This window comes from Arthrobacter sp. zg-Y1110 (genome assembly GCF_025244865.1).
Classification (GTDB): Bacteria; Actinomycetota; Actinomycetes; order Actinomycetales; family Micrococcaceae; genus Arthrobacter_B.
This window is the reverse complement of sequence record NZ_CP104272.1, coordinates 105,730-124,216: the sequence shown is the minus strand read 5'-3', so window position 1 is coordinate 124,216 and position 18,487 is coordinate 105,730. Positions and strand designations below refer to the sequence as shown.

At 66.3% G+C, this 18,487-nt stretch carries 20 protein-coding genes and 1 tRNA gene; 9 read left to right on the top strand and 12 right to left on the bottom strand.

Annotated elements, in window-relative coordinates; translation table 11 throughout:
* Positions 1-18 precede the first annotated feature (18 nt).
* Positions 19-582 (bottom strand): hypothetical protein, encoded by a 564-nt coding sequence (locus tag N2K99_RS00625; RefSeq protein ID WP_227932623.1) that lies wholly within the window; start codon positions 580-582, stop codon positions 19-21.
* 201 nt (positions 583-783) lie between these two features.
* Between N2K99_RS00625 and N2K99_RS00620 the strand changes: the two genes are divergently transcribed.
* Positions 784-1,869: an iron-containing redox enzyme family protein gene (locus N2K99_RS00620; protein WP_227932624.1), complete on the top strand. Its 1,086-nt coding sequence runs from the start codon at positions 784-786 to the stop codon at positions 1,867-1,869.
* Positions 1,866-2,243, top strand: coding sequence for a CDGSH iron-sulfur domain-containing protein (locus N2K99_RS19115; RefSeq protein WP_374200012.1), 378 nt, complete (start codon positions 1,866-1,868; stop codon positions 2,241-2,243). Before N2K99_RS00620 ends, N2K99_RS19115 begins: the two co-directional genes overlap by 4 nt.
* Before the next feature lie 59 nt (positions 2,244-2,302).
* Here the strand turns inward: N2K99_RS19115 and N2K99_RS00610 are convergent.
* Positions 2,303-2,375: transfer RNA gene (locus N2K99_RS00610), tRNA-Lys, on the bottom strand.
* A gap of 150 nt (positions 2,376-2,525) precedes the next feature.
* On the opposite strand from N2K99_RS00610, the gene N2K99_RS00605 reads away from it, so the two are divergent.
* The 3 genes from N2K99_RS00605 to N2K99_RS00595 all read left to right on the top strand — a co-directional run bounded on the left by N2K99_RS00605 (position 2,526) and on the right by N2K99_RS00595 (position 5,114).
* Positions 2,526-3,167 (top strand): hypothetical protein, encoded by a 642-nt coding sequence (locus tag N2K99_RS00605; RefSeq protein ID WP_227920658.1) that lies wholly within the window; start codon positions 2,526-2,528, stop codon positions 3,165-3,167.
* A gap of 371 nt (positions 3,168-3,538) precedes the next feature.
* Positions 3,539-4,102: a DUF47 domain-containing protein gene (locus N2K99_RS00600; RefSeq protein ID WP_227920657.1), complete on the top strand. Its 564-nt coding sequence runs from the start codon at positions 3,539-3,541 to the stop codon at positions 4,100-4,102.
* Between the two features lies 1 nt (position 4,103).
* Positions 4,104-5,114: an inorganic phosphate transporter gene (locus N2K99_RS00595; RefSeq protein WP_227920656.1), complete on the top strand. Its 1,011-nt coding sequence runs from the start codon at positions 4,104-4,106 to the stop codon at positions 5,112-5,114.
* Between the two features lie 4 nt (positions 5,115-5,118).
* Here N2K99_RS00595 and pstB read toward each other — a convergent pair whose 3' ends face one another.
* The 4 genes from pstB to pstS form a co-directional block, all read right to left on the bottom strand.
* Positions 5,119-5,898 (bottom strand): phosphate ABC transporter ATP-binding protein PstB, encoded by a 780-nt coding sequence (gene pstB, locus N2K99_RS00590; RefSeq protein WP_227920655.1) that lies wholly within the window; start codon positions 5,896-5,898, stop codon positions 5,119-5,121.
* A gap of 31 nt (positions 5,899-5,929) precedes the next feature.
* Complete coding sequence (gene pstA, locus N2K99_RS00585; protein ID WP_227920653.1) at positions 5,930-7,039, bottom strand: phosphate ABC transporter permease PstA; 1,110 nt, start codon at positions 7,037-7,039, stop codon at positions 5,930-5,932.
* Positions 7,039-7,971 (bottom strand): phosphate ABC transporter permease subunit PstC, encoded by a 933-nt coding sequence (gene pstC / locus N2K99_RS00580; protein ID WP_227920651.1) that lies wholly within the window; start codon positions 7,969-7,971, stop codon positions 7,039-7,041. Before pstC ends, pstA begins: the two co-directional genes overlap by 1 nt.
* A gap of 117 nt (positions 7,972-8,088) precedes the next feature.
* A complete protein-coding gene (gene pstS, locus N2K99_RS00575) occupies positions 8,089-9,210 on the bottom strand; it encodes a phosphate ABC transporter substrate-binding protein PstS (RefSeq protein ID WP_227920649.1) in 1,122 nt (373 codons plus the stop codon).
* 219 nt (positions 9,211-9,429) lie between these two features.
* Here pstS and N2K99_RS00570 point away from each other — a divergent pair, with 219 nt between their 5' ends.
* From N2K99_RS00570 to disA, 3 genes are all read left to right on the top strand, one after another.
* Positions 9,430-10,560: an aromatic acid exporter family protein gene (locus N2K99_RS00570; protein ID WP_227920646.1), complete on the top strand. Its 1,131-nt coding sequence runs from the start codon at positions 9,430-9,432 to the stop codon at positions 10,558-10,560.
* A 44-nt stretch (positions 10,561-10,604) separates the two neighbouring features.
* Positions 10,605-11,972: a DNA repair protein RadA gene (radA, locus tag N2K99_RS00565; RefSeq protein WP_227920644.1), complete on the top strand. Its 1,368-nt coding sequence runs from the start codon at positions 10,605-10,607 to the stop codon at positions 11,970-11,972.
* A gap of 200 nt (positions 11,973-12,172) precedes the next feature.
* Positions 12,173-13,249: a DNA integrity scanning diadenylate cyclase DisA gene (disA, locus tag N2K99_RS00560; protein ID WP_227920642.1), complete on the top strand. Its 1,077-nt coding sequence runs from the start codon at positions 12,173-12,175 to the stop codon at positions 13,247-13,249.
* 2 nt (positions 13,250-13,251) lie between these two features.
* On the opposite strand, the gene N2K99_RS00555 is transcribed toward disA, so the two are convergent.
* A complete protein-coding gene (locus tag N2K99_RS00555; protein ID WP_227920640.1) occupies positions 13,252-13,914 on the bottom strand; it encodes a hypothetical protein in 663 nt (220 codons plus the stop codon).
* 96 nt (positions 13,915-14,010) lie between these two features.
* Between N2K99_RS00555 and N2K99_RS00550 the strand changes: the two genes are divergently transcribed.
* The gene (locus tag N2K99_RS00550) at positions 14,011-14,952 is read left to right on the top strand and encodes an A/G-specific adenine glycosylase (RefSeq protein ID WP_227920638.1); all 942 of its coding nucleotides are present in this window, start codon (positions 14,011-14,013) and stop codon (positions 14,950-14,952) included.
* Between the two features lie 12 nt (positions 14,953-14,964).
* Here the strand turns inward: N2K99_RS00550 and dhaM are convergent, their stop codons facing one another.
* From dhaM to N2K99_RS00525, 5 genes are all read right to left on the bottom strand, one after another.
* Positions 14,965-15,681 carry a dihydroxyacetone kinase phosphoryl donor subunit DhaM gene (gene dhaM / locus N2K99_RS00545; protein WP_227920635.1) on the bottom strand — a complete coding sequence of 239 codons (717 nt, stop codon included), beginning with the start codon at positions 15,679-15,681 and terminating at the stop codon, positions 14,965-14,967.
* Positions 15,678-16,319 (bottom strand): dihydroxyacetone kinase subunit DhaL, encoded by a 642-nt coding sequence (gene dhaL, locus N2K99_RS00540; protein ID WP_227920632.1) that lies wholly within the window; start codon positions 16,317-16,319, stop codon positions 15,678-15,680. The genes dhaM and dhaL overlap by 4 nt, the downstream gene beginning before the upstream one ends.
* Positions 16,320-16,321: 2 nt before the next feature.
* Positions 16,322-17,323, bottom strand: a complete 1,002-nt coding sequence (gene dhaK, locus N2K99_RS00535; protein WP_227932625.1) for a dihydroxyacetone kinase subunit DhaK — start codon at positions 17,321-17,323, stop codon at positions 16,322-16,324.
* 202 nt (positions 17,324-17,525) lie between these two features.
* Positions 17,526-17,702, bottom strand: coding sequence for a CsbD family protein (locus tag N2K99_RS00530; RefSeq protein ID WP_227920630.1), 177 nt, complete (start codon positions 17,700-17,702; stop codon positions 17,526-17,528).
* Positions 17,703-17,893: 191 nt separating this feature from the next.
* Positions 17,894-18,391, bottom strand: a complete 498-nt coding sequence (locus N2K99_RS00525; protein ID WP_227920960.1) for an amino-acid N-acetyltransferase — start codon at positions 18,389-18,391, stop codon at positions 17,894-17,896.
* Between the last annotated feature and the right edge of the window lie 96 nt (positions 18,392-18,487).

The window sequence follows — 18,487 nt, the reverse complement described above, 5'->3', positions numbered from 1 at the left end:
ACGGTCCAGTCCCCGCCGTCAGGCCGCCTGCCCGCCGTCAGCGGTCGCTTCCGCGCGGCGCAGCGAGTCTTCCAGCGTGGTGACTGCTTCGGCGTAGGCAGCGGCCTCCGCCGCGGTTCCCGCTTCGGGGCGCAGTTGCTCGGCAACCTTCAGCGCCCGGATAAAGGTCCGCGTTTCCGGGGTGCGTACGTCCAGCAGCTGCGGGTTTTCCGCCGCGAGCCAGGGGTCCAGTTCATAGGCACTCCAGCGGGCCAGGACTTCCCGGTGCCGGGCGGCAGCGGCATTTACTGCGGCCTCCAGCTGTTGGCGTTCGCGGTTCCGGCGACGACGGCGGTCCCGCCGCCCCACCCAAAGCGCCGCCGCGATACTGCCCGCCACCACAACGGCTCCGACTGCGGCAGATGCGGCCGACGTGGCAGCCAACACCCACGCAGCGGTCAGGAGCACTCCCAGGAACGCGGAGAACCCGACCCAGAAGAGGTTTTCCCCGTCCCGGGTACCGAGCGCACGGTCCACACCGGCAGACCCAGCCACCAGCACTGCCGTCAGCAGCAGCAGCGGCAGAACCGTTGAAGGATCCATACCGGGCATATCCACCCTCCTGCGCATTGTCGTCTTTGCCTCCATTGCACCGAACCCCGCGGCAAAGGTCAATGCCGGCCCCGGCCGCCCGGCAAAACAGGCCCCTCCGGGCCACACCAAGTATGCTGACGGTTGGATTCGTTCCAACCACCCCATGAAACCCGCCGGAAAAGCACTTTGTAGTGCGTTGTAAGGAAAGCAATGAAGATTCCCGCCCCGAGAGGCCCCGTCAGCGCCACCTTGATTGACCTCCTCCAGAACCGCGGCGGAACAGGTCATGCCAACGCCTACGGTTCCTTGAACCTGCTGGTGGACGAAGCACTGGCTGCCACCGCGGATCTGTTCCGTGACGAAGACCTCCAGCTGGCCCTGTTCTGCCTGTACGAGCTGCATTACAGCGGACTGGACGGAGTTGACGACGCGGCAGAGTGGGATCCCGAGCTGATCCGCGTCCGGGCACGGCTGGAGGCGGCATTCGAGGATGTGCTGCGCCGCACGGTGCCCGTCCCCGAGCTGCCCGCACCGAATAGCGAAGCCGTCGCGGAGACCCTCTTCCGCCTGGCAGCCGACGACGACGGCCCCAGCGTCTCCCGGTTCATTGCCAGCAAGGCCAGCGTGGAACAGCTTCGCGAGTTCCTGATCCTGCGCTCGGTCTACCAACTGAAGGAAGCGGATCCGCACAGCTGGGCGATTCCGCGCCTGCCGGTGGGCCGCGCAAAGGCAGCGTTGGTCGAAATCCAGGCCGATGAGTACGGCGGCGGTCGGGTGGAGCGGATGCACTCGAAGCTGTTCGGCACCACCATGGAGGGCCTGGACCTGGAATCCGGCTACGGGTACTACATTGACCAGGTTCCCGCCCTGACCCTGGCCTCCTCCAACGCCATGTCGCTCTTCGGACTGAACCGCCGGCTTCGCGGCGCCATTGCCGGGCACCTGGCGGCGTTCGAGATGACGTCCTCGATCCCCAACTCGTTCTACGCCCGCGGGTTCCGCCGGCACGGGTTCAGCGACGATGTCACCTACTACTTCGACGAGCATGTGGAAGCCGATGCCGTGCACGAACAGATTGCCGCCCGGGACCTGGCCGGCGGCCTGGCCGAGGCTGAACCCGATCTGCTCGCCGACGTCATCTTCGGCGCCGCGACTGTCCTGGCCATCGATGCGATGCTCGGCGAAGACCAGCTGAAGGCCTGGCAGGCGGGCGAGTCCGCACTGCTTCGTTCCCTGGTGAACGACGGCGGCCCGGCGGCGCTGGCCGCAACTGCGGCCGCCGGAGTAACCCCGTGACGGCTCCGGCGGCCGGCCACGTAGATGAGAAGGACGCCGCGCAGGACGCGCTGACGGAGGCGAACGCCGAACAAGCGGACGTCCAGGCGGAGCAGGCCGGCGCCGGAACCTGGGAGACACGGGAAGGAGCCGCGCCCGCTTCCATCGTGGCCTGCCCCAACGGTCCCCTGCTGGTCCGCGGCGACTTTGAAATTGTCACGCCTGACGGCATTCCGGTACCCCGTGACCGGGAAACCGTTGCCCTGTGCCGGTGCGGCGGTTCGGCCATCAAGCCGTACTGCGACGGCACCCACAAGTTGATGAAGTTCGATACCACCCGCCGTCGTCCGGTTCCGGCACCGGCACGCAAGGCGGCGGAAGACGCCGCGGAATAACGGCGGTGCCGGACACAGAAATGGCTTGCCTTCACTGAAGGCAAGCCATTCTTGTTCGGTGCGCCCAGCAGGGCTCGAACCTGCGACCCACGACTTAAAAGGACGTTGCTCTACCAACTGAGCTATAGGCGCTCCACCGGCCCCGGCTTTTGACAGCTTGCGGACCGACTGTCCCACTTTATCGCACACCACACAGATCGTGGAAAACTCCGGTCTGGAGCACGGCAGGGCACCCCTGGGACCGCCTCGATTCCGCGTAAAGGCCGGAGTATTCTTCGAAGTATGAGTGAGTCCAATTCAACGCCGCGCCATCACAAGCCAAAGCCTCTTGCACCTGTGGACTTCGCCAACTTCCCCGGCGGTGCCGATCCGGCACGCGTTTCGGAGGCGGCCCATCTTGCCGCCCAGGCGCTGGTCCACCACGGCCGCGAGAGCACCGATCCGGAAGTCACCCGCCGGCTCGTGGAACTGACCGACCAGCAGGGGGTGGAAGCCGTGGCCGAGATGTGGGCTGAAAGCCCCGCCCGGTCCCTGCCCGGCGCCCTCTGGCGCCTCTATGCCCTCCGCGCATCCATCCAGCGGAACCCGGAACGGATCGCCGCCTACTACGCCGCCGGCAAAGACGTTGCACAGGTATCCAAGGTAGTCGCCGGAGTAGCCGAGCCCCTCGGAGCGGACGAAGTGCGGGCCATGGCGGACACCATTCTTTCCGGTGCCTTCGAAGGTGAGTTCGACGTCGCGCTGGAGCGTTTCGCCGCATTCTGCCGCGTAGTGGCCCTCGGCCAGGCCAACCATGCCGATTCCTCGGAGGCCTCCAACGGGGACCGGGCCACCCTGTTGACCCGCAACGCGCGCCAACTGGTACACACGGCCGAGGATTTGGAGCACTCGGCAGCCGCCTGGCGGCGCGGAGAGCTCGACTAGCCGTGCCGTGGCGCACACAGTGCCAAGCCCCACAGTGGCGCTCCTCACAGTGCCGCCCCGGGCCGCATGGCCGTGTTGACATCACCGGCCGAGCGTAGAAAACTGAAATCGGTGTCGGACTGCGGAACCCCCGGGCTTCAACTCTGAGCCGCTTCGAGCGGCCTTCCGCCGAGAGGCGCTCCCGGTCCGGCACCGTTACTTTTCCCCAGCTGGTTCCCAGCGGATTCTTTCGCGGGCTTTCCCGTAATTCCAGCCCCTCCATCGGATATTCTTGGGGCTGTGAGCACCCTTACTTCCCCGGCAGACGTGCGTCCAGCGTGAAGCTTCAACTCTTCCCCCAAGAGAATGCAGGCCTTGAGCTGCTCTCCCGCATGGCATCCCAACTGCTGCGCGGCACCAGCATACTGGCGGAGATCCTCGGAGCAGAACCGGAGGAATTCGACCGGCTCACCGAGCAGCTGCATCAGATCGATGCCGAAACCACCGATCTGCACTTTGCACTGATGACGCAGATGCGGACCAGCTTCATCAACCCGCTCCCCCGTGAAGACCTCTACGAGCTTTCCCTGCTCCTGATGTCCGCCATGGAGTGCCTGGACGCCTCTGCGGAAACCATTTCCCTCTACAAGCTCACAGGGGTGTCCCGCCGGGCTTCCGAGCAGCTGGAAGTCATCGGCCGGCAGGCTGAGCTGACCGCCGCCGCCATGCGCCGGCTCGCTTCGCTGGAGGACCTGGAAGAGTACTGGATCGAAATGCTCCGGCTGGCCCGGCGGGCCGAGCGGTCCCGGCGGATCTGGGTGGCGGAACTGATGCATGAGTACAAGCCCATGGCCTATGCCCGGCACCGGGACCTTGCCGATCAGCTTTCGGGAACCTCGGCGCAGCTGCGCCTGGCGGCAACGTTCGTGGGCGGCGTCCTCGTCCGGGAATCCTAGGGTGGCCACCCTCCTCCTGGCCGGCGTCGTCCTGCTCGCCGGAGCCTATGCCTTCCTCAACGGCTTCCATGACGCCTCCAACTCGGTGGCCACCTCCGTCCGGACCCGGGCACTGACCCCCACTGTGGCGATCCTGCTGGCCGCCGGCTTCAACCTCCTGGGTGCACTCGTGAGCACCGCACTGGCCGTTGCCCTGACCGTCCGGTTCGTGGATCTCCCGGCCGGCCCAGAGGGCCTCGGCATCCTGATTGCCGGGCTGCTGGCGGCCTGCGGATGGGGGGTGTGGACCTGGTGGCGGCGGATGCCGTCATCATCCACTTCCGCCCTGGTGGGCGGGCTGGTGGGTTCCGGCGCGGCCTCGACCCTGGTGGGCGGGCACAACATAGCCGAGTCCTACCGGCTGATCTGGGAGCAGATAGCCCTGCCGCTGCTGCTGTCCCCCGTGATCGCCTTTGTACTGGCTTACCTGCTGGTTTTCCCGGCCACATGGCTGATGCGCTACAGTTCTCCGCGCCGCGGGGACGCCGGAAACCGGATAGCGCAGTCCGTCTTCACCTCCGCCTTCTCCCTGGGGCACGGGATCCAGGACGGGCAACGGACCATGGCTGTGGTGGTGCTTGCCCTGCTGGCCGCGGGGCAAACTTCCGAAACCGGCATTCCCCTCTGGGTACAGCTCTTTGCGGCGCTGGCCCTGGCCGCCGGCACGCTCTTCGGCGGCTGGCGGATCACGCACACACTGGGGTACCGGCTGGTCCGGATGGACCCGCTGCGGGGCATGAGCGCCCAGGCGGTCAGCTCCGCCATGCTGTTCCTTGGTGCGCTCTGGCTGCACATTCCGCTCTCCAGCACCCAGACCATGACGTCCGCCATCGTCGGCGCCGGCACCAATCAGCGCTTTTCCACCGTCCGCTTCATTCCGCTGCGGGAAATCCTCGTCACCTGGCTGGTCACGGCACCCGTAACCGCACTGCTCGGCGGGATCCTGCTACTGGCCCTCAGTCCGCTCCTGTAACCGCCTATCCGAAACGTCCGGAGACGTAGTCTTCCGTGGCCTGCTCGGCGGGGTTGCTGAAGATGACCGGAGTGTCGGCGTACTCGATCAGCCGGCCGGGCTTCCCGGTGCCGGCGATGTTGAAGAACGCCGTCTTGTCCGACACCCGCGCTGCCTGCTGCATGTTGTGCGTAACGATAACCACCGTGTAGTCACTCTTGAGTTCCTCGATGAGGTCCTCGATGGCCAGCGTCGAGATGGGGTCCAGGGCGGAGCAGGGCTCGTCCATCAGGATCACCTCCGGCGAGACCGCTATGGCGCGGGCTATGCACAGGCGCTGCTGCTGGCCGCCGGAAAGCCCGGAGCCCGGCTTGTCCAGGCGGTCACGGACCTCTTTCCAGAGGTTGGCGCCCGTCAGCGACTTTTCCACCAGGTCATCGGCGTCGGCCTTCGAGATGCGCTTGTTGTTCAGCTTCACGCCTGCCAGCACATTGTCCCTGATGGACATGGTGGGGAACGGGTTGGGCCGCTGGAACACCATGCCCACGTGGCTGCGGACGGTCACCGGGTCAACGCCCGGGCCGTAGAGGTTCTCCCCGTCCAGCAGCACTTCACCTTCGACACGTGCGCCGGGAAGTACCTCGTGCATCCGGTTCAGGGTGCGCAGGAAGGTGGACTTGCCGCAGCCCGAGGGACCGATGAAGGCGGTCACGGAGCGGGGTTCAATGTTGATGTTGACGTCCTGGACGGCGAGGAAATTGCCGTAGTAGACATTCAAGTCTTTGACGTCGATGCGCTTGGACATGGTTTCCTTCTCGGTAAATCGCTTTACAGGGCTAGCGGGAGGTCCGGGGGGCGAAGATCCGGGCAATCAGGCGGGCGCCCAGGTTCAGCAGCATCACCATGATGATCAGGATCAGGGCGGCCGCCCAGGCCCGCTGGGTACTCGGATCTGTGTTGGTCGGGGAGGTGGGGCTCATCAGCTGCCGGTAGATGAAGGTGGGCAGCGTGCTCATCCAGCCCGCAAACGCGTTGAAGTTGATGGTGTTGACGAAGCCGGCGGTGACCAGCAGTGGTGCCGTTTCCCCGATCACGCGGGCGATCGCCAGGGTAACGCCGGAGGCAATGCCGGAAATCGCGGTAGGGACCACAACCTTCAGGATGGTCCGCCACTTACGCACGCCCAGGGCATAGGAAGCCTCCCGGAGTTCGTTGGGCACGATCTTGAGCATTTCCTCGGTGGAGCGGACCACCACCGGGATCATCAGCACGGAGAGGGCGACGGCGGCGACGAATCCGGTGCGCGTGCCCGGCCCGAAGACGAGCCCGAAGAACGCGGCGGCGAACAAGCCGGCCACAATCGAGGGGATACCGGTCATTACATCTACGAAGAACGTGATGGCCCGCGAAAGTGTTCCGCCCCGGCTGTATTCCACCAGGTAGACGGCGGCGAGCAGGCCCACGGGCACCGAAATGACCGTGGCCCAGAAGGTGATCAGCAGGGTGCCGACAATGCCGTGGTAGGCGCCGCCCAGCACCGCGGTCCCGTTCTCCATCGTGGCGTTGTCAACGGCGCCGGTCATGCCGCCCATGGAGGTGAGCAGGAAGTCCGGGCTGAGGCCGGGCAGTCCGCGGACCAGGACGGTGAAGATCACCGATACCAGGGGCAGCAGCGCCAGCAGGAAGGCACCGCAGACCAGGTTCGTCGCGAGGCGGTCCACTGCATGCCGCTTGCCCTCCACGATCCAGGTGACAACCGTGCCGCCGATGACGAAAAGCACGGCGGTGAAGATTGCGAAGGACGTGACGGAGAAGCCGATGAGGGCGGACAGTGCCGCACCCAGGATCAAGGCAGCGGCCAGCACGATCCAGGGCGTATAGCGGGGCAGCCTGTTCTTGGTCAGCAGGGACCCGGGACGGCCGAGGGCGGAGGTTGTATCGAGCATCAGTTGGCTCCCGAGAATTCTTTGTGGCGGCTGATGATCCAACGGGCAATTATGTTGACCGCCAGGGTGATCAGGAACAGCACGAGTCCTGCAGCGATCAGTTCCGAGAGCCGGAGCCCGAATGCTTCAGGGAAGTTCAGGGCGATCTCGGCGGCGATGGTCTGGTTGCCGGGCCGGATCAGGCTGGCGATCAGACCGCCGGAGGAGAGCACGAGCGCCACGGCCATGGTTTCGCCCAGCGCACGGCCCAGCCCCAGCATGACGGCACTGACGACGCCGGGACGGGCGAAGGGGAAAACAGCCATCCGGATCATTTCCCAGCGCGTGGCACCCATGGCCAGTGCCGCTTCCTCGTGCAGCTTGGGCGTCTGCAGGAAGATCTCCCGGGTAAGGGAGGTAATGATCGGCAGCACCATCACGGAAAGCACAATGCCTGCCGTGAGCATGGTTTTGCCGGTCTGGCTGGCGGGACCGGCGAAAATCGGAATCCACCCGGCGTTTTCGGCCAGCCAGTTATACGGACCCACCAGCGCCGGGGCCAGCACTGTCATGCCCCAGGCACCGTAGACCACCGACGGGATGGCCGCGAGCAGGTCCACCAGGTAGCCCAGTCCCTGCGCGAGCCGCCGCGGGGCATAGTGGGAAATGAACAGGGCCACACCGATTCCCACCGGTGTGGCGATCAGCAGCGCGATGAGTGCGGCGATGACCGTGCCGATGACCAGCGGCAGGATGTACTGCCCGAACCCGCCGCCGCCGGAGATGTCCGCCGGATCGGCCATGAACGTGGGCAGCGCCTGCCACATCAGGAAAACCGCCACGCAGAACAGGACGAACAGGATCAGGCACCCGGCTGTCACCGTAATGCCGGAGAAAATCTTGTCTCCGGCGCGGCCCGCGCCGCTTTCTCCCGTTATGGACTTGCTGGACACTACTCACCCTTCGAAATGCGTTGCGTGCAGACTCTTTTATCAGTGTAGGTACTCCGCCTTGGAGCGGACCCTGCCCTCCCCGTGCTGAGACCCGGGGAGGGCAGGATGGTGGTCGGGTTAGGAACGCACCTGGATGGAATCCAATGCAGTTTCGGCCCGGCTCCGCAGGCTCTCGGAGAGCGGGGCACTGCCCGCGGCGTCGGACGCGGCAGCCTGGCCTTCGTCGCTGACCACATAGTTACCGAACGCACGGACCAGGTCCACAGTCTGCTGGTCCTCATAGCTGGTGCAGAACACGTGGTAGCTCACGAGCACCACGGGGTAAGCACCCGATGCTGCCGTGTCGCGGTCCAGGTCCATGGCCATATCCGCTTCCGGACGGCCTTCCCCGGTCACCGCGGTGGAGGATTCGACGGCGAGTGCGGCGGCGTCGGCGCTGAACGGTACGTAGGTATCGCCCACCTTGACGCTGACCTTGCCCAGGGAGCCGGCTGCCGACGCGTCGGCATAGGTGATGCCGCCCTCAGTGGAGGTCACCGTGGAAATAACGCCGCCGGTGCCGGAGGCGCTTTCCCCGTTCGGCAGCCCGGCCGGCCATTCGCCTGATGCCTTATCCGTCCACTTTTCGGGTGCCGCTTCGGCCAGGTATTCGGTGAAGTTCTTGGTGGTGCCCGATTCGTCGCCGCGGTGTACCGCCGTGATGGCGGTGTCCGGCAGCTCAACTGCTTCGTTCTGCGCGGCGATGGCCGGGTCATTCCATGTGGTGATCTCGCCGCGGAAGACCGCTGCGATGGTCTCTGCGTCGAGGTTCAGGTCCGTTATGCCGGGAAGGTTGAAGGCCACGGCGATCGGTGAGATGTAGACGGGAACGTGGATGGCGCCGTCGGGTCCGCAGACCTCCGCGGCCGCAGCGGTTTCTTCTTCATCAAGGTAGGCGTCGGACCCGGCGAACTGGACGCCGCCGGCCAGCAGCGCTTCCCTGCCGGCGCCCGAGCCGTCCGGTGAATACTGCACCGACGCTTCCGGATTGGCTGCACCGAAACCCGCGATCCAGGCCTGCATGGCCGCATCCTGGGAGGAGGCGCCGGCACCGGAAAGGGTGCCCGTGACGGAGCTTTCCGAACTCCCCGCAGTCGGGGCCGCGGAGGGTGCAGCGCTGTCCGTGCCGCAGGCGGCCAGGCCGAGTGCGGCAACAAGTGAAACTGAAAGTACGGATGCAGCGCGGTTCAAAACCTTCACTATCGTGTCCCTTTCGAAGGGTTCATTCGGCGCGGGTGCGCCGGGAAGCTGATTGCGGAAAAGCAGTCGAGCACGCGGAACCTCCAACACGTTCCTGTCCAAGGGTGGCGAAGCAAGGTGAACGGAAAGTTAACGCCCGCCGGGCAGCCGAAGAACATCCGTGGCCGCCGAATGTAACGCCGGATACATGTTGCCCCCGGCTCCCCCTAGACTGGTTTCATGCCCCAACGCAGCTCCTTCGCCAAAAGCCGGGGTTTCCTGCAGAACCGGGCCCGCGTAGGGCTGCAGCGCAGCCGCAATTCCGTGGTGCCGGCCCTGCAGATGACCATCTGCGCCGTCGGAGCGTATGCCTTTGCCGAGTACGTGCTCGGGCACGAGGGCCCGCTGTTCGCCGCGACGGCCGCCCTGATTTCCCTGGGGTTCTCCCGGGAACCGCGGACCCGCCGGGTGCTCGAGGTGGGAATCGGCTGCACGCTGGGCATCACCATTGGCGAAATCCTGCTCACCCTGCTGGGCAACGGCCTGGCCCAGGCCGCCGTCGTCCTTTTTCTCTCGGTGATGCTGGCCCGCTTTTTGGACCGCGGTGTCATTTTCACTACCCAGCTGGGGCTGCAGTCCCTGCTGGTGGTGCTCCTGCCCGCCCCGGACGGCGGTGTGTTCACCCGCAGCGTTGACGCCATAGTGGGCGGCGTTTTTGCCCTGGTGGTGACCATGCTGGCGCCGCGGGATCCGCGCCGGGAACCGAAGTCCAACATCCGCGAGCTCCTGCACGAACTGTCTGCCGTGCTGCGCCAGTGTTCCGAAGCCATCGCCAAGAGCGATTCCACCATTGCCTGGCATGCGCTGGTCCGGGCCCGCAACACCCAGCCCCAGCTGGACACCCTGGCCCGCAGCGTCCGGGATGCACGGGAAGTCGCCCGGATTTCGCCCGCCTACCGGCGGTACCTGGCGGAACTGGGAGATCTGCGCGGCTCCATCGGTTATCTGGACCTGGCGGTCCGCAACAGCCGGGTTTTCGCCCGCCGGACGACGTCGGTCATTAACCATGCGTCGCTGGGTGACGAGGCCATCGAGAACGTGTCGGAGGTGCTGAACGAGACGGCCGATGCCGTGGATGTCCTGGCCCGCGCGCTGGGCGGCGGGGAAGGCCCGGACACCCGGCTCCGACACCTTCGCCAGGCCCGGAACGAGCTGGCCGCGGTGGGGACGCGCCTGCATCCGAAGTCGCTGGGCATCACGGATCTGCAGGGCGACGCGCTCATCATGCTTTTCCGCCCCCTCGTGGTGGACCTGCTGGAATCCACCGGACTCACCCACGAAGAGGCGGTTACCTACCTCTCGGAGGTCTGAGCCTGCCGGAAAAAAGTGTCAGTGCCGCGGGATAGCCTGATTCCATGGCAACAAAGACTGCACGGCCCAAGACCGCCAACTTCCGCTGCTCGGAGTGCGGCTGGACGACAGCCAAATGGGTTGGACGCTGCGGCGAGTGCCAGGCCTGGGGAACGGTGGAGGAATCCGGCGAAGTCCTGGCCCGGACCACCGCAGCCGCCGTGGTTGCCCGCCCGGCCCTGCGGATCGGCGAGGTAGACGCCACCACTGCCGCCTACCAGGCCACCGGGGTAGGTGAACTGGACCGCGTCCTGGGTGGAGGCCTGGTTCCCGGTGCGGTGATCCTGCTGGCCGGGGAGCCCGGCGTGGGTAAGTCCACTCTGCTCCTCGACGTCGCCGCCCGCGTCGCCGGCCTGGGCCGCGACGTCCTGTACGTCACCGGAGAGGAATCCACGGCACAGGTGAAACTGCGTGCCGAGCGCATCGGCGCCGTGTCGGAGAACCTCTATCTCAGTGCGGAAACGGACCTCAGCCAGGCCCTGGGCCAGGTGGAGCAGGTCTCCCCCGGGCTGCTCATTGTCGACTCCGTCCAGACCCTGAGCAGTACCGCCGTGGACGGCAGCGCCGGCGGCGTCAGCCAGGTCCGCGAGGTGGCCGCGTCTTTGATCAATGCGGCGAAGACCCGGAACATGACCACCCTGCTGGTCGGCCACGTCACCAAGGACGGCTCCATCGCCGGCCCCCGGCTGCTGGAGCACCTGGTGGACGTGGTGTGCCAGTTCGACGGCGACAGGCATTCGAGGCTTCGGCTGCTGCGTGCGGTCAAGAACCGCTACGGACCCACGGACGAGGTGGGCTGCTTCGACCTGACCGAAGACGGCATCGAAGGGCTCGCCGACCCCAGCGGACTCTTCGTCTCGCGGACCAAGGACCCGGTCTCGGGCACCTGCATCACCGTCACACTGGAGGGCAAGCGGCCGTTGGTCGCCGAGGTCCAGTCCCTGGTCGCCGAAACCGGAAATGCCCAGGCCCGCCGTGCAACCAGCGGTGTTGACGCGTCCCGCGTCGCCATGCTCCTGGCCGTTCTGCAGCAGCGGGCCTCCATGAGCCTGGCCAAGGATGACAGTTACGTCTCCACCGTCGGCGGCGTGAAGCTTGGCGAGCCGGCCACGGACCTGGCAGTGGCGCTGGCTGTGGCGTCGGCGAAGATGAACAAACCGCTGCCGGCCCAGCTCATAGCCTTCGGCGAGGTTGGACTGGCCGGGGAGGTGCGTCCGGTACCGGGTATCGCGCGGCGGATCAACGAGGCCGAACGGCTCGGTTTCACGCACGCCGTCGTTCCGGCTTCCCCGAACGGACCGGGAAACGTCCCCTCCGGTTTCAAGGTCCGGGAGGTCTCCACGTTGGCCGAGGCGCTGGAGCTGCTCTTCTAGCACTGCCGTATCCGAAGATCCCGGGGAGCCGCCGGTGAGCGGCATCGCACAAGCTGCCTCAAGCGGCCCCTGCCAGCGGGCCCGGCCGGGGACGTGCCGTGGTTCACGAGTTGGATGGTCTGCCCGGATCTCCCACTAGTATAGGGACGGGCAAGCCTCAGCCCAGATCATCCAGGCCCCCGTGCCGGAAGGAAGTGACCATGGCCCGCAGTCCCGAAGACGCGCTTAAAGCAACCCTGGCGCGGGTCGCACCCGGGACCGAGCTCCGCGACGGACTCGAGCGCATTCTGCGTGGCCGCACCGGCGCCCTGATCGTCCTCGGTTTTGACCGAGCGGTGGACAGCATCTGCTCCGGCGGGTTCGATATCGGCATCGACTTCTCCCCCACCAGGCTGCGGGAGCTGGCCAAAATGGACGGCGCGATCGTCTGCGACCGCGACGCCGGGAACATCCTGCGCGCGGCGGTGCAGCTGGTCCCCGACCACACCATCGAAACGCATGAATCCGGCACCCGGCACAGGACCGCCGAACGCGTGGCCATCCAGACCGGTTTCCCCGTGATTTCGGTCAGCCAGTCCATGCGGATCATCCAGCTCTACGTAGGCGGACTCCGCCACGTCCTGGAAGGATCCGAGCCGGTGCTGGCACGTGCCAACCAGGCATTGGCAACCCTCGAGCGCTACCGCGCCCGCTTGGACCAGGTCACCAACTCCCTCTCCGCATTGGAAATCGAAGCAATGGTGACGGTCCGCGACGTCGCGGTCACGCTGCAGCGCCAGGAGATGGTCCGCCGCATTTCCGAGGAAATTTCACAGTATGTCCTCGAACTAGGCGTCGACGGCCGCCTGCTGTCCCTCCAGTTGGAGGAACTGACCACCGGCCTCGGCCCGGGCAGCGAAATGATCCTGCGAGACTACGCGGACCTGAATGACGGAAAGCGCAACATCGAGGAACAGATCTCCACGCTGCAGAACATGAGCTCGTCCGAAATGGTGGACCTGGGCAAGATCGCCTCGGTGGTCGGTTTCCAGCCGGGCCAGGATTCGCTCGAAGCCGTGGTGCAGCCGCGCGGCTACCGGCTCCTGAGCAATATCAAGTCGGTTCCCCCCGCAGTATCCAACCGGTTGGTGGACCACTTCGGCGGCCTGCAGAACCTGATGGCCGCCAACATCGATGACCTGATGACCGTTGACGGCATCGGCGAGCAGCGCGCCCGGACCGTGCGGGAAGGTCTCTCCCGGATCGCGGAGACCAGCCTCCTCGACCGGTTCATGTAGGCCTATTCCAGTTCGAAAACAGCCGTTTCGCTGGTGACTTCCCCGAGCTTGGCAGTGAACACGTAGTAGCCGGGGTTCGGGTTGGAAGCCACGGCGGCGCAGCCCGGTGCCGACCGGTTCCGGTCCCAGGTGAAGTTCGCCGTCTCGGATGCGCCCGGTTCCACCTTCTTGAGGTAGTCCTCGCCGCCGTCCTGGCAGTCGGTGGAAGAGAAGATCCGGTCGGAGCCGCTGGCTACCGAAAACTCCATCTGCGACGTGCCCACGTTGATCTCGCAGGCGGATTCCCCGGTGTTCGTGACCGTCAGCGCCAAGATCGGCGTCGCACCGGCCGGGTAGACCTGGGCATCGGTGGCAGCCGTAACCAAGACGGACTCTGCGGGGCAGGCGGATTCCGACGGAGTCGCCGCGGGTTTCGGAGCCTTCGGAGCTTTCGTCTCGGCCGCAGGCGTTGCGGCCGGGGCGGTAAGTACCGGAGAGGGGACAGTGGCGTCCGCTACGGCCTGCTTTTCCGGTGTTAAAGCGCCAATCACGCCGGCAACCGCGAACCCAAGTCCCACCAGGAGCAGCACCGCGAGGATGCCTGCAACCAGCCGCCGACGGCGGTAGACGGCGGGGCTCGGACGGCGCGGACCGGGGCGCGGTCCGGCCAGCTGCTGTCTTCCCATCCCATCCATGGTTCAAGGCTAGGGATCAAGACCGCGATTACGAGGCGCACCACGCCGGTTAGTAGAGTATTGCTGGTCATATGCAAGGAGTGCAGCATGGATTCACAGGTCGAAGACCTGCACCGCCGGATTACCGGGTGGTTCGCCGGTAATGCCCGCGAGCTGCCCTGGCGGGACGCCGAACGCTCGCCCTGGGGTGTTCTGGTCAGCGAAATCATGCTCCAGCAGACGCCGGTGGTACGGGTGCTGCCCGTCTGGACGCAATGGCTGCAGCGCTGGCCGACGCCGGCCGGGTTGGCTGCGGAGTCCAGCGGGGAAGCCGTACGGGCCTGGGGCAGGCTGGGCTATCCCCGGCGGGCCCTGCGGCTGCACTCAGCAGCGAAGGCAATCGTCGAGGAGTTCGACGGCGAGGTGCCCTCCACTTATCCGGAGCTGCTGCGGCTGCCGGGAGTCGGTGACTACACCGCCGCCGCTGTGGCTGCATTTGCCTTCGGGCAGCGGGAAACAGTGGTGGACACCAATATCCGCCGGGTTCACGCCCGGGCAGTAACCGGGAACGCCTTGCCCTCACCGTCCCTTACCGCTGCCGAGATGCGGCTGGCCGCTTCCCTGCTGCCCCTCGACACCAGCGACTCCGTGGCCTGGAATGCCTCCGTCATGGAACTCGGCGCACTGGTCTGCACGGCCCGCAGCCCTCGATGCCGGGAGTGTCCGATATTGGACCGCTGCGCCTGGGTGGCAGCGGGCAGGCCGGAACCCCATTACACGGCGAAGGGCCAGGCCTGGGCCGGAACGGACCGGCAGGTCCGCGGGGCCATGATGGCGGTGCTGCGCTCCGCGGACGGCCCGGTCCGCCGGGAACTGCTCCTGCACGCGCCGGTGGACCTGGCCGGCCCCAGGCTGACGGCCGAACTGGATCCCCTCGGCGCCCTGCACCGATTGCAGGCGCCGCAGGAACAAATGGAGCGCGCTTTGGCCGGCCTGATCGCGGACCGGCTGGCGGCAGAAGACGCCAACGGAGTGTCGCTGCCGCTTTGATCCGCGGCGGGCTCAGATTTCTCCGAACCCGTTGCGCACCTGCTCGGCCACGAGTTCCACCGCCCGGGCCGCGTCGGGACCTGTGGCGGTGGCACTGAGCGTTTCGCCGGGCCGCAGGCCCAGCGTCATAAGCATCATGACCGATTTGCCGTCCACGCCGTTGATGGTGATCTCGGCGTCCAGGTCCGCCAGCAGTTGCGCCACCACTGAGGCCGGACGCGCATGCAGGCCCATCGGGTTTATCAGCGTCCATGCCCCGCTGGCGGAGTCCGCCGCGTCCTGCGCCGGCTCCCCGGGGGCAGGCGGGCCGCCGGAGGCTTCGGCGGAGGCTGCGCTGTCCGGGGTGTAGGACGCCCCCGCCGACTCCGCGGCGGCCGAAACCTCGGCAACGTTCCTTCCGGTCTGTGCCGCTACGGCTGCGGCCACCGTGCCCTCGACCAACGGCGCATTGGCCATGAGTACCCGCTGCTGCTGCTCCGGCTCCAGGAACTCCAGCGCCGATTCCGCCGTCATCACTGCGGATCCAAGGTCCGTCAGCAGGACCGCGCCCTCACCGGAGTCCGTCGCAGCAATACCGGACATGATTTTTTCCAGGCTGGTGCCGATCCCGTCGTCGTCGGTGCCTCCTGCCGGAACTATCCGAACGTCTGCGGCCATCTGCGCCGCCAGCTCGCAGACGCCCTCGGCCAGCTTCCGGCTGTGCGAAACAACCACCAGGCCGACGCTCACGCTGCCGTCTCCGCCGCCGAAACCGCTGCCTGCAGGATCAATGCCGTGGACGCGGCCCCGGGATCCAGGTGCCCCGCACTGCGCTCCCCCAGGTAGCTGGCCCGGCCCTTGCGGGCGACGAGCGGCTCAGTGCCGGCCAGCCCGGCGTCGGCGGCGTTCGCGGCCGCCGTCAGGATCTCCACCGGACCGGAACCCGCTGCCTGGGCAGTAACAGCGGCATCCACCGCGGGAGTCCAGGCATCGATCATGGTCTTATCGCCGGGTTCGGCCTTGCCGCGGGCTACTATTCCGTCCCGGGCAGCCGTCAGGACGGTCACCAGCTCGGCCGGTCCGAGGGCGGGCGCACTGCCGGCCGCGGTGGAGGCACGCAGGAAGGCCGTCCCGTAGAGCGGTCCGGCGGCGCCGCCCACCTTCGACATCAGGGTCATGGCGACCGTTTTGAACACCGCCCCGGGTGTCTCCGGCACGCCGTCGGCGTCCATTTTCTCCACCACCGCACTGAATCCGCGCTCCATGTTCTCGCCGTGGTCGGCGTCGCCGATCTCCCGGTCCAGGGTGGTCAGCCGCTGGCGGTTCTCGCTCAGGGCAGCGGCGCTTAGGCGCATCCATCGATCCGCCCAGGCTGCGTCCAGTTCCATGCCTATACTCCCCACCGCAGGGCCGGGGTGTTCACCGGCGAGTCCCAGAGTTCCGTAAGTTCATCGTCAAGCCGCAGGAGGGTCACTGATGCCCCTTCCATTTCCAGGGCGGTGATGTAATTGCCCACCAGGGAACGCTCCACCCGGGCACCTCTGTCTGCCAGGATCTGGGCCGCCCGGCGGTAGACAATGTACAGCTCGCTCAGCGGGGTGCCGCCCATGCCGTTCACGAAGAGCAGCACCCGTTCCCCGGAGGTTACCCCTAGGTCGCTGAGCACCGGTTCCATCAACTGGTCCGTAATGGAATCCGCCGTTGTCATGGCCACCCGGTGCCGCCCGGGTTCACCGTGGATCCCCACACCCATTTCAATCTCGTCTTCGGCCAGGGTGAAGCTCGGCTCACCGGCATGCGGCACCGTACAGGGTGCCAGGGCAACACCCATGGACCGTACGTTCGCGTTTACGCGTTCGGCGATCTCCGCCACCTTGGCAAGGTCATCCCCGCGCTCCGCGGCGCCGCCGGCGATCCGCTCCAGCAGCACGGTCCCCGCCACGCCGCGCCTTCCTGCGGTGTACGTCGAGTCTTCCACCGCGACGTCGTCGTTCACTACGACTGTGCGGATGTCGATGCCTTCGACGCCGGCAAGTTCGGCAGCGGTCTCGAAGTTCAGGATGTCGCCGGTGTAGTTCTTCACCACGAGCAGGACGCCGGAGCCCGAGTCGCTCTTCACGATGGCGGGCAGGATCTGGTCCGGGGTGGGAGACGTGAAAACGGCCCCGGGAACGGCTGCGGTGAGCATGCCCTGCCCCACATAGCCGCTGTGCAGCGGCTCATGGCCGCTGCCGCCGCCGGAGACCAGGCCTACCTTGCCCTGTACCGGAACGTCGCGCCGGAGGACGTAGTCCGGGTCCAAATGGATCTGGACCAGGTCGTGGTGGGCCAACCCGAAGCCTTCGAGTGATTCTGCCACCACCGAGCGGGGATTGTTGATGAGTTTCTTCATGACGCCGGGCTCCTTAGCGGTCGCACTGCTGAGCCCCGCGAGCACGCCAAGGCTCCCTCTCCCCCACCGACCCTACCCGGGCCGGAAGCAGTGCAACAGGGTGCCGGCATGCCAGCCGCACCGGCAGCGCTTTAGAGTTCGGAAAGCCGCCCGGGCAGCAAAAAGCGGGAGGGGCGAACCCCTCCCGCTTTTGAATAAAGCCTTACTTGCCCTTGAAAGCGTCCTTGACGTTCTCGCCGGCGTCCTTCAGGCTCGACTTGGCCTGGTCGCCGTGGCCCTCGGCCTCCATGCGCTCGTTGCCGGTGGCCTTGCCTACGCCTTCCTTGACTTTGCCGCCAAGATTTTCGGCCTTGTTCTGCATCTTGTCATCTGCGCCCATTGCTGAACCCGCTTTCTGATCGTGGCCCGTGTAAACGCGAAACCGCTGCTGGTTCGCAACTGTTTCCTGCTGCGCTCCACGGGACCGTTGATGATGCTAAGTATCCTGAGCTTATCCAGCTTCGAAGACAAAAGGCCAGCACAGCCCTCCCGGTTACTCTCTCTGCGAACGCGCCCCGGCCGGGCGCCGGATCAGAACGAGCGGATCATCCGGGTGTTTCCCAGAGTGTTCGGCTTTACCCGGGCGAGGTCCAGGAACTCGGCAACACCTTCATCGGAGGAACGCAGCAGCTCGGAATAGACCTCCGGATCCACGGCGGATTGGTTAGCCATGACGGCGAATCCGTGCCGCCGGAAGAACTCCACTTCAAAGGTCAGGCAGAACACCCGCCGCACACCGATTTCCACCGCATCAGCGAGCAGCTGTTCCAGCAGGAGATGGCCGATTCCGCTGCCCCGCAGGGCGGGGTCAGTAGCCAGGGTGCGCACTTCGGCTAGGTCTTCCCACATCACGTGCAGTGCACCGCAGCCGACAATCCGCCCGTCAGCGTCCTCTGCGACCCGGAATTCCTGCAGTGCCTCGTAGTAGGCAACAGCCTCCTTGGCCACCAGGATCCGTTCCTCGGCCAGCGGCGCCACCAGGGCGCGGATGGCGGGAACATCGGAAGTGCGGGCGCGGCGGATGGTCATGGCGGATACGGAAGTCACCGGCCCAGTCTAGGACTGTCAGGGCAGCCGCACCCAAACTTCGTTTCGGCGTTCGACGCCGGATGGCCGGCATCCGAA

Coding starts and splice junctions, on each gene's coding strand:
- pstA (WP_227920653.1), bottom strand. CDS start 7,039: ATGCTCGATACAACCTCCGCCCTCGGCCGTCCCGGGTCCCTGCTGACC.
- N2K99_RS00620 (WP_227932624.1), top strand. CDS start 784: ATGAAGATTCCCGCCCCGAGAGGCCCCGTCAGCGCCACCTTGATTGAC.
- N2K99_RS00605 (WP_227920658.1), top strand. CDS start 2,526: ATGAGTGAGTCCAATTCAACGCCGCGCCATCACAAGCCAAAGCCTCTT.
- N2K99_RS00525 (WP_227920960.1), bottom strand. CDS start 18,391: ATGACCATCCGCCGCGCCCGCACTTCCGATGTTCCCGCCATCCGCGCC.
- N2K99_RS00550 (WP_227920638.1), top strand. CDS start 14,011: ATGGATTCACAGGTCGAAGACCTGCACCGCCGGATTACCGGGTGGTTC.
- radA (WP_227920644.1), top strand. CDS start 10,605: ATGGCAACAAAGACTGCACGGCCCAAGACCGCCAACTTCCGCTGCTCG.
- pstB (WP_227920655.1), bottom strand. CDS start 5,898: ATGTCCAAGCGCATCGACGTCAAAGACTTGAATGTCTACTACGGCAAT.
- N2K99_RS00600 (WP_227920657.1), top strand. CDS start 3,539: ATGGCATCCCAACTGCTGCGCGGCACCAGCATACTGGCGGAGATCCTC.
- dhaK (WP_227932625.1), bottom strand. CDS start 17,323: ATGAAGAAACTCATCAACAATCCCCGCTCGGTGGTGGCAGAATCACTC.
- N2K99_RS00555 (WP_227920640.1), bottom strand. CDS start 13,914: ATGGGAAGACAGCAGCTGGCCGGACCGCGCCCCGGTCCGCGCCGTCCG.
- N2K99_RS00570 (WP_227920646.1), top strand. CDS start 9,430: ATGCCCCAACGCAGCTCCTTCGCCAAAAGCCGGGGTTTCCTGCAGAAC.
- disA (WP_227920642.1), top strand. CDS start 12,173: ATGGCCCGCAGTCCCGAAGACGCGCTTAAAGCAACCCTGGCGCGGGTC.
- dhaL (WP_227920632.1), bottom strand. CDS start 16,319: ATGGAACTGGACGCAGCCTGGGCGGATCGATGGATGCGCCTAAGCGCC.
- N2K99_RS00530 (WP_227920630.1), bottom strand. CDS start 17,702: ATGGGCGCAGATGACAAGATGCAGAACAAGGCCGAAAATCTTGGCGGC.
- N2K99_RS00625 (WP_227932623.1), bottom strand. CDS start 582: ATGGATCCTTCAACGGTTCTGCCGCTGCTGCTGCTGACGGCAGTGCTG.